The organism is Burkholderia sp. Bp9016, from assembly GCF_003857765.1.
Lineage (GTDB): Bacteria > Pseudomonadota > Gammaproteobacteria > Burkholderiales > Burkholderiaceae > Burkholderia.
Map to the genome: position 1 here is coordinate 25,644 of NZ_QTPY01000009.1, position 12,510 is coordinate 38,153.

The 12,510-nt window shown below is 63.7% G+C and carries 13 protein-coding genes and 1 tRNA gene; 1 reads left to right on the plus strand and 13 read right to left on the minus strand.

Annotated features, from left to right (window positions below; translation table 11 throughout):
* Positions 1-2 precede the first annotated feature (2 nt).
* From nuoF to DIE13_RS12885, 13 genes are all read right to left on the minus strand, one after another.
* Positions 3-1,313, minus strand: coding sequence for an NADH-quinone oxidoreductase subunit NuoF (nuoF, locus tag DIE13_RS12820; protein ID WP_096507616.1), 1,311 nt, complete (start codon positions 1,311-1,313; stop codon positions 3-5).
* Entirely contained in the window at positions 1,310-1,795 is a 486-nt protein-coding gene (gene nuoE / locus DIE13_RS12825; RefSeq protein WP_096507617.1) for an NADH-quinone oxidoreductase subunit NuoE, read from the minus strand. Before nuoE ends, nuoF begins: the two co-directional genes overlap by 4 nt.
* A gap of 168 nt (positions 1,796-1,963) precedes the next feature.
* Positions 1,964-3,217, minus strand: coding sequence for an NADH-quinone oxidoreductase subunit D (locus DIE13_RS12830; protein WP_124827568.1), 1,254 nt, complete (start codon positions 3,215-3,217; stop codon positions 1,964-1,966).
* 9 nt (positions 3,218-3,226) lie between these two features.
* Positions 3,227-3,829, minus strand: a complete 603-nt coding sequence (locus tag DIE13_RS12835) for an NADH-quinone oxidoreductase subunit C (protein WP_124827569.1) — start codon at positions 3,827-3,829, stop codon at positions 3,227-3,229.
* Positions 3,830-3,851: 22 nt separating this feature from the next.
* Positions 3,852-4,331, minus strand: a complete 480-nt coding sequence (locus tag DIE13_RS12840) for a NuoB/complex I 20 kDa subunit family protein (protein ID WP_004186402.1) — start codon at positions 4,329-4,331, stop codon at positions 3,852-3,854.
* 62 nt (positions 4,332-4,393) lie between these two features.
* Positions 4,394-4,753 (minus strand): NADH-quinone oxidoreductase subunit A, encoded by a 360-nt coding sequence (locus DIE13_RS12845; protein WP_096507621.1) that lies wholly within the window; start codon positions 4,751-4,753, stop codon positions 4,394-4,396.
* Between the two features lie 155 nt (positions 4,754-4,908).
* Positions 4,909-4,993, minus strand: a tRNA-Leu gene (locus tag DIE13_RS12850).
* 111 nt (positions 4,994-5,104) lie between these two features.
* Positions 5,105-5,482, minus strand: coding sequence for a preprotein translocase subunit SecG (gene secG, locus DIE13_RS12855; RefSeq protein WP_124827570.1), 378 nt, complete (start codon positions 5,480-5,482; stop codon positions 5,105-5,107).
* A gap of 72 nt (positions 5,483-5,554) precedes the next feature.
* Entirely contained in the window at positions 5,555-6,310 is a 756-nt protein-coding gene (tpiA, locus tag DIE13_RS12860; protein WP_124827571.1) for a triose-phosphate isomerase, read from the minus strand.
* 140 nt (positions 6,311-6,450) lie between these two features.
* Complete coding sequence (locus tag DIE13_RS12865; protein WP_124827572.1) at positions 6,451-7,470, minus strand: NAD(P)H-quinone oxidoreductase; 1,020 nt, start codon at positions 7,468-7,470, stop codon at positions 6,451-6,453.
* A 143-nt stretch (positions 7,471-7,613) separates the two neighbouring features.
* Positions 7,614-9,761, minus strand: a complete 2,148-nt coding sequence (pnp, locus tag DIE13_RS12870; protein WP_124827573.1) for a polyribonucleotide nucleotidyltransferase — start codon at positions 9,759-9,761, stop codon at positions 7,614-7,616.
* Positions 9,762-10,052: 291 nt separating this feature from the next.
* Complete coding sequence (gene rpsO, locus DIE13_RS12880; RefSeq protein WP_006398792.1) at positions 10,053-10,322, minus strand: 30S ribosomal protein S15; 270 nt, start codon at positions 10,320-10,322, stop codon at positions 10,053-10,055.
* 117 nt (positions 10,323-10,439) lie between these two features.
* Complete coding sequence (locus DIE13_RS12885) at positions 10,440-11,699, minus strand: branched-chain amino acid ABC transporter substrate-binding protein (RefSeq protein WP_124827574.1); 1,260 nt, start codon at positions 11,697-11,699, stop codon at positions 10,440-10,442.
* Between the two features lie 190 nt (positions 11,700-11,889).
* Between DIE13_RS12885 and DIE13_RS12890 the strand changes: the two genes are divergently transcribed.
* A complete protein-coding gene (locus DIE13_RS12890; RefSeq protein ID WP_098551051.1) occupies positions 11,890-12,402 on the plus strand; it encodes a hypothetical protein in 513 nt (170 codons plus the stop codon).
* Positions 12,403-12,510: the final 108 nt, after the last annotated feature.

Consider the following 12,510-nt stretch of genomic DNA (forward strand, 5'->3'; position numbering starts at 1 on the left):
CTTCAGGCCGCTGCCGCGTGTGCGTGACCGCCGACCATGCAATGCTTGTGCTCGACGTGGTATGCGAATTCGTCCCAGTAGTGCTTGAGCATCCCGCGCACCGGCATCGCCGCTGCGTCGCCGAGCGCGCAGATCGTGCGGCCCATGATGTTCTCCGCAACCGAATTCAGCAGGTCCAGATCTTCCTGGCGACCTTCGCCGTGCTCGATACGATTCACGACGCGATACAACCAGCCGGTGCCTTCACGGCACGGCGTGCACTGGCCGCACGATTCCTCGTAGTAGAAGTACGACAGACGCAGCAGCGAACGCACCATGCAGCGCGTCTCGTCCATCACGATCACCGCGCCGGAACCGAGCATCGAGCCCGCCTTCGCGATCGAGTCGTAATCGAGATCGGTCTGCATCATCATCTCGCCCGGAATCACCGGCGCCGACGAGCCGCCCGGAATCACGGCCTTGATCTTGCGGCCGCCGCGCATCCCGCCGGCGAGCTCCATCAGCGTCGCGAACGGCGTGCCGAGCGGCACTTCGTAGTTGCCCGGACGCTCGACATCGCCCGAGACCGAGAAGATCTTCGTGCCGCCGTTGTTCGGCTTGCCGATCTCGAGGTAATTCTGCGGCCCGATGGACAGCAGGAACGGCACCGCGGCGAACGTCTCGGTGTTGTTGATCGTGGTCGGCTTGCCGTACACGCCGAAGCTCGCCGGGAACGGCGGCTTGAAGCGCGGCTGGCCCTTCTTGCCTTCGAGCGACTCGAGCAGCGCCGTTTCCTCGCCGCAGATGTACGCGCCGTAACCGTGGTGCGCGTGCAGCTGGAACGAGAATTCCGAGCCCATGATGTTGTCGCCGAGGAAGCCCGCTGCGCGCGCTTCCTCGAGCGCCGCCTCGAAGCGTCGATACACTTCGAAGATTTCGCCGTGGATATAGTTGTAGCCGACGGTGATGCCCATCGCGTACGCGCCGATGGCCATGCCTTCGATCAGCGCATGCGGGTTCCAGCGCAGGATGTCGCGATCCTTGAACGTGCCCGGCTCGCCTTCGTCCGAGTTGCAGACGAGATACTTCTGCCCCGGGAACTGACGCGGCATGAAGCTCCACTTCAGGCCGGTCGGGAAGCCTGCACCGCCACGGCCGCGCAGGCCCGACGCCTTCACGTCGGCAATGACCTGCTCGGGAGTGATCTTTTCTTCGAGAATGCGGCGCAGCTGCTTGTAGCCGCCGCGCGCAACGTAGTCTTCGAGGTGCCAGTTCTCGCCGTTCAGACCAGCGAGGATCAGCGGTTTGATGTGACGGTCGTGGAGGGACGTCATTTCGAAAGCTCCTCAAGCAGCTGGTCGATCTTCTCGCGGCTCATGAAGCTGCACATTCTGTGATTGTTCACCAGCAGCACCGGTGCATCGCCGCACGAGCCCATGCATTCACCTTCCTTCAGCGTGAACTTGCCATCGGGCGTGGTCTCGCCAAAGTCGATGCCCAGCTTCTGTTTCAGGTAGTCGGCCGTCGCTTCGGCGCCACCGTGCGGGCCCAGCTGGCACGGGAGGTTCGTGCAGAGCGTGATCTTGTGCTTGCCGACCGGTTTGAGCTCGTACATCGTGTAGAACGTCGCGACCTCCTGCACCGCGACGGCCGGCATGCCGAGATAGTTCGCGACGAACTGCATCAGTTCGGGCGACAGCCAGCCGTGCTCTTCCTGAGCAACGGCCAACGCCGACATCACGGCGGACTGTTTCTGATCGGCGGGATACTTCGTCAACGCTCGATCGATTTCTTTCAGGCCTTCAGCTGAGATCATTTTCAGACACGACTCTTTCAATTCCTACCGAACGAACAACCTGCCGCACTGCGGTGCATGCACGGCAGACCTGGCGCTCACTGTTGACAGCTTGCGAAGCCGCGCCGGTTCAGCGCGCATCGCGTGTGACTTACTGCTCGCCGCCCGCTCGCGCAGGCGGCGCAACCATTAGCGATCGATTTCGCCGAACACGATGTCCTGCGTACCGATGATCGTGACGGCGTCGGCAATCATGTGACCGCGCGCCATTTCGTCGAGCGACGCGAGATGCGCGAAGCCCGGTGCGCGAATCTTGAGGCGATACGGCTTGTTGGCACCATCCGACACGAGGTAGATGCCGAATTCGCCCTTCGGATGCTCGACTGCCGCGTACGCTTCGCCTTCCGGCACGTGAAAACCTTCGGTGAAGAGCTTGAAGTGGTGAATCAAGTCTTCCATGTTGGTCTTCATGCCGACGCGCGACGGCGGCGCAATCTTGTGATTGTCGGTCATCACCGGGCCCGGATTCTTGCGGAGCCACTCAATACACTGTTTCGCGATACGGACAGACTGGCGCATTTCTTCGACGCGCACCAGATAGCGGTCGTAACAATCGCCGTTCACGCCGACCGGCACGTCGAAGTCCATGCGATCGTACACTTCGTACGGCTGCTTCTTGCGCAGGTCCCACGCGATACCCGAGCCGCGCAGCATCGGTCCGGTCATGCCCATCTGCAGCGCACGTTCCGGGCTGACGACACCGATCCCGACCAGACGCTGTTTCCAGATCCGGTTGTCGGTCAGCAGTGTTTCGTATTCGTCGATGCACTTCGGGAAGCGCGTGAAGAAGTCGTCGATGAAGTCGAGCACCGAGCCACTGCGCGCTTCGTTCATCTTCGCGAGCGCCTTCTCGTTGCGGATCTTCGACGCCTTGTATTGCGGCATTGCGTCAGGCAGATCGCGGTAGACGCCGCCCGGACGATAGTACGCCGCGTGCATCCGTGCGCCGGACACCGCTTCGTACACGTCCATCAGGTCTTCGCGCTCGCGGAATGCGTACAGGAACACCGCCATCGCGCCGACGTCGAGTCCGTGAGCACCGATCCACATCAGATGGTTCAGCACGCGCGTGATCTCGTCGAACAGCACACGGATGTACTGCGCACGCTCCGGCACGTCGATACCGAGCAGACGTTCGATCGCGAGCACGTAACCGTGCTCGTTGATCATCATCGACACGTAGTCGAGACGGTCCATGTACGGCACGGACTGGATGAAAGTCTTGTTTTCCGCGAGCTTTTCAGTCGCGCGATGCAGCAGGCCGATGTGCGGATCGGCGCGCTGGATGACTTCGCCGTCGAGCTCGAGCACCAAGCGCAGCACACCGTGCGCTGCCGGGTGTTGCGGGCCGAAGTTGAGGGTGTAGTTCTTGATTTCTGCCATGACGCCCCCTTAATGTTTCAGACCGCCATAGCGATCCTCGCGGATCACGCGCGGCGTGATTTCACGCGGCTCGATCGTCACCGGCTGGTAGACCACCCGCTTCTCTTCCGGGTCGTAGCGCATTTCGACGTAGCCCGATACCGGAAAGTCCTTGCGGAACGGGTGACCGATGAAACCGTAGTCGGTAAGGATGCGGCGCAGATCGGGGTGCCCTTCGAACACCAGGCCGTACAGGTCGAACGCTTCGCGCTCGTACCAGTTTGCGGAGGTCCAGATGTCGACGACCGATGCCAGGATCGGCAGATCGTCGTCCGGCGCGAATACGCGAAGGCGCAGGCGCCAATTGTTCGTGACCGACAGCAGCTGCGACACGGCAGCAAAACGCGGGCCGTCGTAGGCGCCGTCGCCGTAGGTCTGGTAGTCCACGCCGCAGAGGTCGATCAGCTGCTCGAAACGGAGCTTCGGATCGTCGCGCAGCGTCTTTGCGACTTCGAGGTAATCGCTCGCCTTCACGACGAGCGTCAGTTCACCGATCGCTTCGGTGAGGCTCACCACGCGCGCGCCGAGCGCGGCTTCGAGGTTTGCCTTGAGGGTCTCGATTTTGCTTGCCATATTGAGGGGACGCTCGGGGGCTTTATTGACGGGCGATGGTGCTGGTGCGGCGGATCTTCGCCTGAAGCTGGATCACGCCGTAGACGAGCGCCTCGGCGGTGGGCGGACAGCCCGGCACGTAGACGTCGACCGGCACGATCCTGTCACAGCCGCGGACCACCGAGTACGAGTAGTGGTAGTAGCCGCCGCCATTCGCACACGACCCCATCGAGATCACCCAGCGCGGCTCGGCCATCTGGTCATACACGCGACGCAGCGCCGGCGCCATCTTGTTGCAGAGCGTGCCGGCAACGATCATCACGTCGGACTGACGCGGGCTCGGACGGAACACGACACCGAACCGGTCCAGGTCATAACGGGCCGCGCCCGCATGCATCATCTCGACGGCGCAACACGCGAGCCCGAACGTCATCGGCCACAGCGAGCCGGTACGCGTCCAGTTGATCAGCTTGTCAGCCGTCGTGGTGACAAACCCTTCCTTCAAGACCCCTTCGATACTCATTTGCTTTCCACTCCAGACGGGCGACCCAGCGTGGCCGCCCATGCAAACCGGCGATTAGCCCATCACTCCCAGTCGAGGCCGCCCTTCTTCCAGATGTAGGCAAAGCCCAACAGGAATTCGAGCAGGAAAATCATCATTGCGATGAAACCAGGCCAGCCGATGTCCCGCAGCGCGACGCCCCACGGAAACAGAAATGCGGTTTCGAGATCGAAGATGATGAACAGGATGGCGACGAGGTAGTACCGGACGTCGAATTTCATCCGGGCGTCTTCAAAGGCTTCGAAGCCGCACTCGTACGGTGCGTTCTTCTCGACGTCCGGCTTGTTGGGACCAAGAAGCTTGCCGATGCTGATCAGCGCTATACCTAAACCAGTGCCCACGAGGAGGAACAACAAGACGGGGTAATAGGCTGCGAGGTTCAAGGCAATCCTCTATCGGTTAGTTCTGAGCGTCCGGAGAATACCACTTCCGGCGAAAGGAATCATTTCGGAGTGCATGCAATCACAAGACAATCGCAAGACACGCCCCAGAAATGAAAAATGCCAGCCACTCGGAAGCGGCTGGCATTGAGTAACTTTGGTGCCGACGGCGAGACTCGAACTCGCACAGCTTTCGCCACTACCCCCTCAAGATAGCGTGTCTACCAATTTCACCACGTCGGCACTGCATGCAACTCGGGTCGTACTGCCTGTTTCCCGCGAATCGCTTCAAGAATTAAATTCTAACCTGACTTTCAAAATTGTTCAACGCACAACGGCAAATATTTCAGTTTTTTATTTCGGGACGTCCTGGCCCGGCGCGCTCGCGGCCGAAGCCGTAGCAGCGGACGCGGCAACAGCCGGCGCCGACGCAACAGGCGCCGAGGCGGGTGCGGCCGCGACCCCGCCCAGCACGCCAGCCGACGGCGTCGACTTGTACGAGCCGAGATACGTCAGCGTGAGCGTCGCAACGAAGAAGACCGTCGCCAGCACGGCCGTCGTGCGCGACAGGAAGTTCGCCGAGCCCGTCGCACCGAACAGGCTGCCCGACGCACCGCTGCCGAATGCGGCACCCATGTCGGCGCCCTTGCCGTGCTGGAGCAGCACGAGACCAATCACACCGAGTGCAGACAGTACCTGCACGACAATAATCAGCGTCTTGAATAACAGCATCACACCCACCCGATTGGATCAGGCGACCGGACCGACCGGCCACCATCATGGTTCAATTCGACCCCGAGCCGCTCAACGTGCAGCCCGGCAGATCGCCAGGAAATCTTCAGCCTTCAGCGACGCACCGCCGATCAGGCCGCCGTCGATGTCCGGCTGTGCGAACAGCTCTTCCGCGTTGTCCGGCTTCACGCTGCCGCCGTACAGCACGGACACGTCCGCCGCACCCTTCGTCGCGAGACGTGCACGCAGGAATGCGTGTACGTCCTGCGCCTGCGCCGACGTCGCGCTCTTGCCCGTGCCGATCGCCCAGACCGGCTCGTACGCGACGACGATGCGTGCCGCTTCGTCAGCCGTCAGCACGGCCAGCACGGCGTCGAGCTGCGCACCGACCACCTGCTCGGTCGCACCCGCCTCGCGCTCGTCGAGCGTTTCGCCGACGCACACGACGGGCGTGAGGCCTGCCGCAAGCGCGCGCTGCGTCTTTGCTGCAACCGTCTCGTTGCGTTCGCCGTGATACGCACGACGCTCCGAGTGACCGACGATCGCATAATGCGCGCCGAACTCCGCAACCATGGCGGCCGCCACTTCACCCGTGAACGCGCCCTGCTCGTGCGCGGACACGTCCTGCGCGCCGAACGCGACACGGCCATCGCCGAGTTGCGCCTGAACCTGCGCGAGGTAAGGGAACGGCACGCACACGCCGATCGACGTTTCAGCCGCCACCGCGCCCGCACCCTGCACCACTTCCTTCAGCAATGCCTGGTTGCCGGCCAGTCGGCCGTGCATCTTCCAGTTACCGATCACTCGCTTCGTTCTTTGTTTCGACATCGTGTCTGTCTCGTCACTATCTTGTCATTAACGCGCCGGTAACCGGCCGTCAGGTTTGATCTGGCGAAGCAAACCCGCGATTTTACTGCGCGCGGCTTGAACCGGTCAAACCGCGCATGTCAAGCCCGCTGCGCGGACCCTCACGCGTTCGCGCCCCAATCGAGCACGATCTTGCCGATGTGCTCGCCGCTTTCCATCAGCGCATGCGCATGCGCGGCCTCGCCGGCCGGCAGCACGCGGTAGATGACCGGCTTGATGCGCCCCTCGGCGATCAGCGGCCACACGCGCGCCTTCAACTGCGCAGCGATGCGCGCCTTGAACTCGACCGGACGCGGGCGCAACGTCGAGCCCGTCACCGTCAGCCGGCGGCGCAGGATCTCGTTGAGGTTCACCTCGGCCTTCGCGCCGCCGAGCAGCGCGATCAGCACGAGCCGGCCGCCGTCCGCAAGCGCGGACAATTCGCGCGGCACATACGAGCCCGCCACCATGTCGAGGATCACGTCGACGCCGCGATCATGCGTCAGCGACTTCACGACCCCGACGAAATCCTCGGTCTTGTAGTTGATCGCACGTTCGGCGCCGAGCGCCTCGCATGCGCGGCATTTGTCGGCGTTGCCGGCCGTCGCGAACACGCGAAAACCGAGCGCGTGCGCGATCTGGATCGCCGTCACGCCGATACCGCTCGAGCCGCCCTGCACGAGCAGCGTTTCCTGCTCGCCGCCCTCGCCCGCGCCGAGCTGCGCACGATCGAACACGTTGCTCCACACGGTGAAGAACGTTTCGGGCAGCGATGCGGCTTCGATGTCGGTGAGCCCGTCGGGCACCGGCAGGCATTGCGGCAGCGGCGCCACCGCATACTCGGCATAGCCGCCGCCCGCGAGCAGCGCACAGACGCGATCGCCGAGCTTCAGGCCGAACGGATTCAACGCGGCATCCGACAGATCACCGCCGACGATCTCGCCCGCCACCTCGAGCCCCGGCAGGTCGGACGCACCCGGCGGCGGCGCATACGCACCCTTGCGCTGGAATACGTCCGGCCGATTCACGCCGGAAGCCGTCACCTTGATCAGCACCTCGCCGCGCTTCGGTTCGGGGCGCGGACGCTCCGCAAGCTTCAGCACGTCGGGGGCGCCGAATTCGGTGATTTCGATGGCTTTCATGATGGTCGCTCCAGGATCGGAATCGGGGGACGGGCCCGTGCGCGGCACGGACAGCTCGCCGGCGCTGCTGCGCCGCACAACGATGCTACAGAAAAAACGGCCGGCACGCTTTCGCACTGCCGGCCGCTTTCACGCCTGTCCGCTTACTGCTGCGGCGGCGTATCCGACTGCGACCCGGCAACTGCTTCGTTCAGCAGCGCCTTGGCCGACAGACGCACACGACCCTTCTCGTCCGTCTGGATCACCTTGACCTTGACCTGCTGACCTTCCTTCAGGTAGTCGTTGATGTCCTTCACGCGCTCGTTGACGATTTCCGAGATGTGCAGCAGGCCGTCCTTGCCCGGCAGCAGGTTCACGATCGCACCGAAATCGAGCAGCTTGAGCACCGTACCTTCGTACACCTGGCCGACTTCGATCTCGGCCGTGATTTGCTCGATGCGCTTCTTCGCTTCGGCCATGCCTTCGCTGTTCGTGCTCGCGATCGTCACGACGCCGTCGTCCGAGATGTCGATGGTCGTGCCCGTTTCTTCGGTCAGCGCGCGGATCACCGAACCGCCCTTGCCGATCACGTCGCGGATCTTTTCCGGGTTGATCTTGATCGTGATCATGCGCGGCGCGAATTCCGACAGTTGCGTGTTCGCACCCGAGACCGCCGACGTCATCTTGCCGAGGATGTGCATGCGGCCTTCCTTCGCCTGCGCGAGCGCGACCTGCATGATTTCCTTCGTGATGCCCTGGATCTTGATGTCCATCTGCAGTGCCGTCACACCTTGTTCCGTGCCGGCCACCTTGAAGTCCATGTCGCCGAGGTGATCTTCGTCGCCGAGGATGTCGGTCAGCACCGCGAACTTGTTGCCTTCCAGGATCAGGCCCATCGCGATACCCGCGACGTGCGCCTTCATCGGCACGCCGGCGTCCATCAGCGCGAGGCAGCCGCCGCATACCGATGCCATCGACGACGAACCGTTCGATTCGGTGATTTCCGACACGACGCGGATCGAGTAGCCGAATTCGTCGGCGCTCGGCAGGCACTTGACCAGCGCACGCTTCGCGAGGCGGCCGTGGCCGATTTCGCGGCGCTTCGGCGAGCCGACGCGGCCCGTTTCGCCGGTTGCGAACGGGGGCATGTTGTAGTGAAGCATGAAGCGCTCGCGGTATTCGCCTTCGAGCGCGTCGATGATCTGCTCGTCCCCCTTCGTGCCGAGCGTCGCGACGACGAGCGCCTGCGTTTCGCCACGCGTGAACAGCGCCGAACCGTGGGTACGCGGCAGCACGCCGGTGCGGATCTCGATCGGACGCACGGTGCGGGTGTCGCGACCGTCGATACGCGGCTCGCCGTTCAGGATCTGCGAACGGACGATCTTCGCTTCGATGTCGAACAGGACGTTGCCGACGGTGGCCTTGTCGGCCGCGACCGTGCCGGCCGCCTGCGCGTCTTCCTCGAGCTTCGCCGAGGTCGCTGCGTAGACTTCCTTCAGCTTCGTCGAACGCGCTTGCTTGTCACGCAGCTGGTAAGCGGCGAGCAGGTCGCCGTGCGCCAGTTCCGTCACGCGCGCGATCAGCGCCTCGTTCTTCGGTGCCGGCTGCCAGTCCCACTCGGGCTTGCCGCCTTCGCGCACGAGTTCGTGGATCGCGTCGATCGCCGTCTGCATCTGCTCGTGACCAAACACGACCGCGCCGAGCATCACGTCTTCCGGCAACTGGTCGGCTTCCGATTCGACCATCAGCACTGCGCGTTCCGTACCGGCAACGACGAGGTCTAGGCTCGATGCCTTGATCTGGTCACGCGTCGGGTTCAGCACGTAGGCATTGTTGATGTACGCGACGCGCGCGGCACCGACCGGACCGTTGAATGGCAGGCCCGACACGGCGAGCGCGGCCGATGCACCGATCAGCGCGGGGATGTCCGCCGGGATTTCCGGGTTCACGGACAGCACGTGGATCACGACCTGCACTTCGTTGTAGAAGCCTTCCGGGAACAGCGGGCGCAGCGGACGGTCGATCAGGCGCGACGTCAGCGTCTCGTGCTCCGACGGACGACCTTCGCGACGGAAGAAGCCGCCCGGGATCTTGCCGGCCGAGTAGGTCTTTTCGAGGTAGTCGACGGTCAGCGGGAAAAAATCCTGACCCGGCTTCGCCGACTTCGCGCCGACGACGGTTGCCAGCACGACGGTATCTTCCACGTCGACGATCACGGCACCGCTCGCCTGACGGGCGACTTCACCGGTTTCGAGGCGCACCTTGTGCTGGCCCCACTGGAATTCCTTCACGACCTTGTTGAACATGGACATGGTTGCTCCTTTGAATTCATTCATTTCATTCGCCGCCCGGGCCATCCCGCGCGGCGGCGTCCCGACCGAATCACCCGGAGCAAGGTGTGTTTTTTATGCCATTCCAGTGCGCCGCTCGCCGAGCAGCGCGCTGGAATGACACAAATCCCGACCCCGGCATCAGCCGTTCCGGCAGTCCGGCATCCACGTGCCGAACGACCTGCGGTGCGCGTGACGCTACGCACCGCGCAAAAACAAAATGCCTGCATCAGCGGACTGACACAGGCATCTTGCTGGCGGCAATCGCCTCGATTACTTACGCAGACCCAGCTTCTCGATCAGTGCGCGGTAACGGTCGGCATCCTTGCCCTTGAGGTAGTCGAGCAGCTTGCGGCGGCGGCTCACCATGCGCAGCAGGCCGCGGCGGCTGTGGTGGTCCTTCGCGTGGGTCTTGAAGTGACCCGTCAGTTCGACGATACGTGCGGTCAGCAGTGCGACCTGGACTTCGGGCGAACCCGTGTCGTTGGTACCGCGGGCGAACTGAGCAACGACTTCCGACTTCTTGATATCTGCAACAGACATGTGATTTCCTTTGTTTCCTACTTGCTAGCTAACAGGCGGACACGGAAGAATGGCCGTGCCGTGACTTACAACCGGCGGGCATTGTAGCACAACTGCACGCTGTTCCTACCGCCCCTGTCACGGGCGCGTCATCGAACAGGTCGACGGCATCTGCGTGCGCTGCGCGGGAACCGCGAGGACCGTCCGAAAACCGTAGCCGGAGCCCTCGTTGTCGAAGCGCACGCCGGGCGTGCCGACCTTGTCCATTTCTATGACGTAAAGGGGCTGGATCAGCTGGTGATCCTGCGCGCGCATGGTAGACGCATGGAAACCGTCGTCGAACGACAGCCCCTCCAGCGCGCGCGCCACCGCGACGGGGTCGGCCGATCCGGCCCGATTCATCGCGGCCGCGAGCATCTCGACCATCAGGCTCATGCGTCGCACCGGGTAGTCGTCTTGCGGCGCCGGGAAACGGGTTCGGAACGCGCGATAGAACGCGTCCGATTTCGCGCCGCCCGCGTTCGGATGCCAGTCCGCGACGGCCACCACCCGCCCGACGCCCGCGTCGCCGAGCGCGGCCGGTGCACCGAGGCTGTTGCCGTAGAACGTGTAGAACTTTGCGTCGAGCCCCTGCTCGCGCGCCGCTTTCACGAGCAGCGTGAGATCGTTGCCCCAGTTGCCGGTCACGACCGCGTCCGCGCCGCTCGCGCGGATCTTCGCGATATACGGCGAGAAATCCTTGATCCGGCCGATCGGATGGAATTCGTCGCCGGCGATCGTCACGTCGGGGCGCCGCTCGGCCAGCCCCTGCCGCGCCAGCGCGCTGACGTCATGACCGAAGCTGTAGTCCTGGTTCAGCAGATAAACCTTGTGCAGCGCACGATCGCGCGCCATCACGTCAGCCAGCGCGACCATCCGCATCCCCGCGTGCGCGTCGAAACGGAAATGCCAGAAGCTGCAATGGGCGCCGGTCAGCGCCGGATCGTCGGCCGAATAGTTGAGGAACAGCATCCGGCTGTCGGGATTACGCGCGTTCAGCTTGTCGAGCGCCGCGACGAGCGCCGCCGCGACCGCCGAACTGTTGCCCTGCGCGACGAATCCGATGTGCCGGTCCGCGGCCACGCGCAATTGGACGAGCGCCTCTTCGGGGCTGCCCTTGCTGTCGAGCACGACCAGTTCCAACGGATGCGCGCCGTCGCGCAGCTTCACGCCGCCGGCCGCGTTGACCTGTTCGACGCCGAAGCGCAAGTTGCGCTCGACAGCCGCGCCCGCGTTCGCGAACGGGCCCGACATGCCTTCGATCAGCGCGATCCGCACCGGCTCGCCCGCTGCGTACGCGGACGACGCCAGCATCCATCCCGCGCCCAACGCGAGCGCGCATCGCTTCCATAGCTGCATCGGCTACCTGCCCTTCAATCCGGTCGAGAAGCGCGGATCATAGGCCGCCGGCCCCGTCGCCCGCAAGCATGGCGAGACACGACACGCTGGCGGGCCACCGGCTGCGATCCGCACCGATTTTTTCGGCGCGATGCGCCGGCGCGCGCCGTCCGTGATACAACTGAACAGTCAGAGAGTTCTGGAGGATCCCATGCGCATTCGCATTCCCGTGCGCCTGCCGGTGCTGGTCGCCAGTGCGGCGGCGCTGCTCGCCGGTTGCGCGCAACCGTGGCAGCAATACCAGGCCGGTCAGGACGAGTCGGCGATCGTCGCGCGCATGGGCCCGCCGCGCGAGATCTACGATCTGCCCGGCGGCGGCAAGCGCCTGATGTGGCCCACCCAGCCGATGGGCGAAACCACCGTCGCGGCCGACGTCGACGCAGCCCACAAGATCGTCAACGTGCGCCAGGTGCTGCAGCCGAGCGAGTTCTATCGCGCGGAGATCGGCAAGTGGACGAAGACCGACGTGCTCGTCAATTTCGGCCGACCGGTCGAGACGTCCTACTTCCCGCTGATGAAGCGCGAGGTGTGGACTTACCGGTATCTGGAAGACAACGTCTGGTACATGATGTACAGCTTCTACTTCGATCCGCAAGGCATCCTGCGCACCACGCAGAAGACGCCGGACCCGCTGCACGACCCCGACCGCCGCAACCTGTTCTGATCGATTGCGCAATTTCCGCGCAATTTCCCGATGGCCATTCACGAATAAGCGCGTGAATGGCCATTTCATTTTTCCGCCCTATTCGGTTGATCTGGAAAGAAGGCCGGC

Bases quoted from the DNA above. Each gene is read 5' to 3' on its own strand.
- DIE13_RS12835 (WP_124827569.1), bottom strand. From the start codon at position 3,829: ATGGCAAGCAAAATCGAGACCCTCAAGGCAAACCTCGAAGCCGCGCTC.
- DIE13_RS12890 (WP_098551051.1), top strand. From the start codon at position 11,890: ATGCGCATTCGCATTCCCGTGCGCCTGCCGGTGCTGGTCGCCAGTGCG.
- secG (WP_124827570.1), bottom strand. From the start codon at position 5,482: ATGCTGTTATTCAAGACGCTGATTATTGTCGTGCAGGTACTGTCTGCA.
- pnp (WP_124827573.1), bottom strand. From the start codon at position 9,761: ATGTCCATGTTCAACAAGGTCGTGAAGGAATTCCAGTGGGGCCAGCAC.
- tpiA (WP_124827571.1), bottom strand. From the start codon at position 6,310: ATGTCGAAACAAAGAACGAAGCGAGTGATCGGTAACTGGAAGATGCAC.
- DIE13_RS12830 (WP_124827568.1), bottom strand. From the start codon at position 3,217: ATGGCAGAAATCAAGAACTACACCCTCAACTTCGGCCCGCAACACCCG.
- DIE13_RS12885 (WP_124827574.1), bottom strand. From the start codon at position 11,699: ATGCAGCTATGGAAGCGATGCGCGCTCGCGTTGGGCGCGGGATGGATG.
- nuoE (WP_096507617.1), bottom strand. From the start codon at position 1,795: ATGATCTCAGCTGAAGGCCTGAAAGAAATCGATCGAGCGTTGACGAAG.
- rpsO (WP_006398792.1), bottom strand. From the start codon at position 10,322: ATGTCTGTTGCAGATATCAAGAAGTCGGAAGTCGTTGCTCAGTTCGCC.
- nuoF (WP_096507616.1), bottom strand. From the start codon at position 1,313: ATGACGTCCCTCCACGACCGTCACATCAAACCGCTGATCCTCGCTGGT.
- DIE13_RS12865 (WP_124827572.1), bottom strand. From the start codon at position 7,470: ATGAAAGCCATCGAAATCACCGAATTCGGCGCCCCCGACGTGCTGAAG.
- DIE13_RS12840 (WP_004186402.1), bottom strand. From the start codon at position 4,331: ATGAGTATCGAAGGGGTCTTGAAGGAAGGGTTTGTCACCACGACGGCT.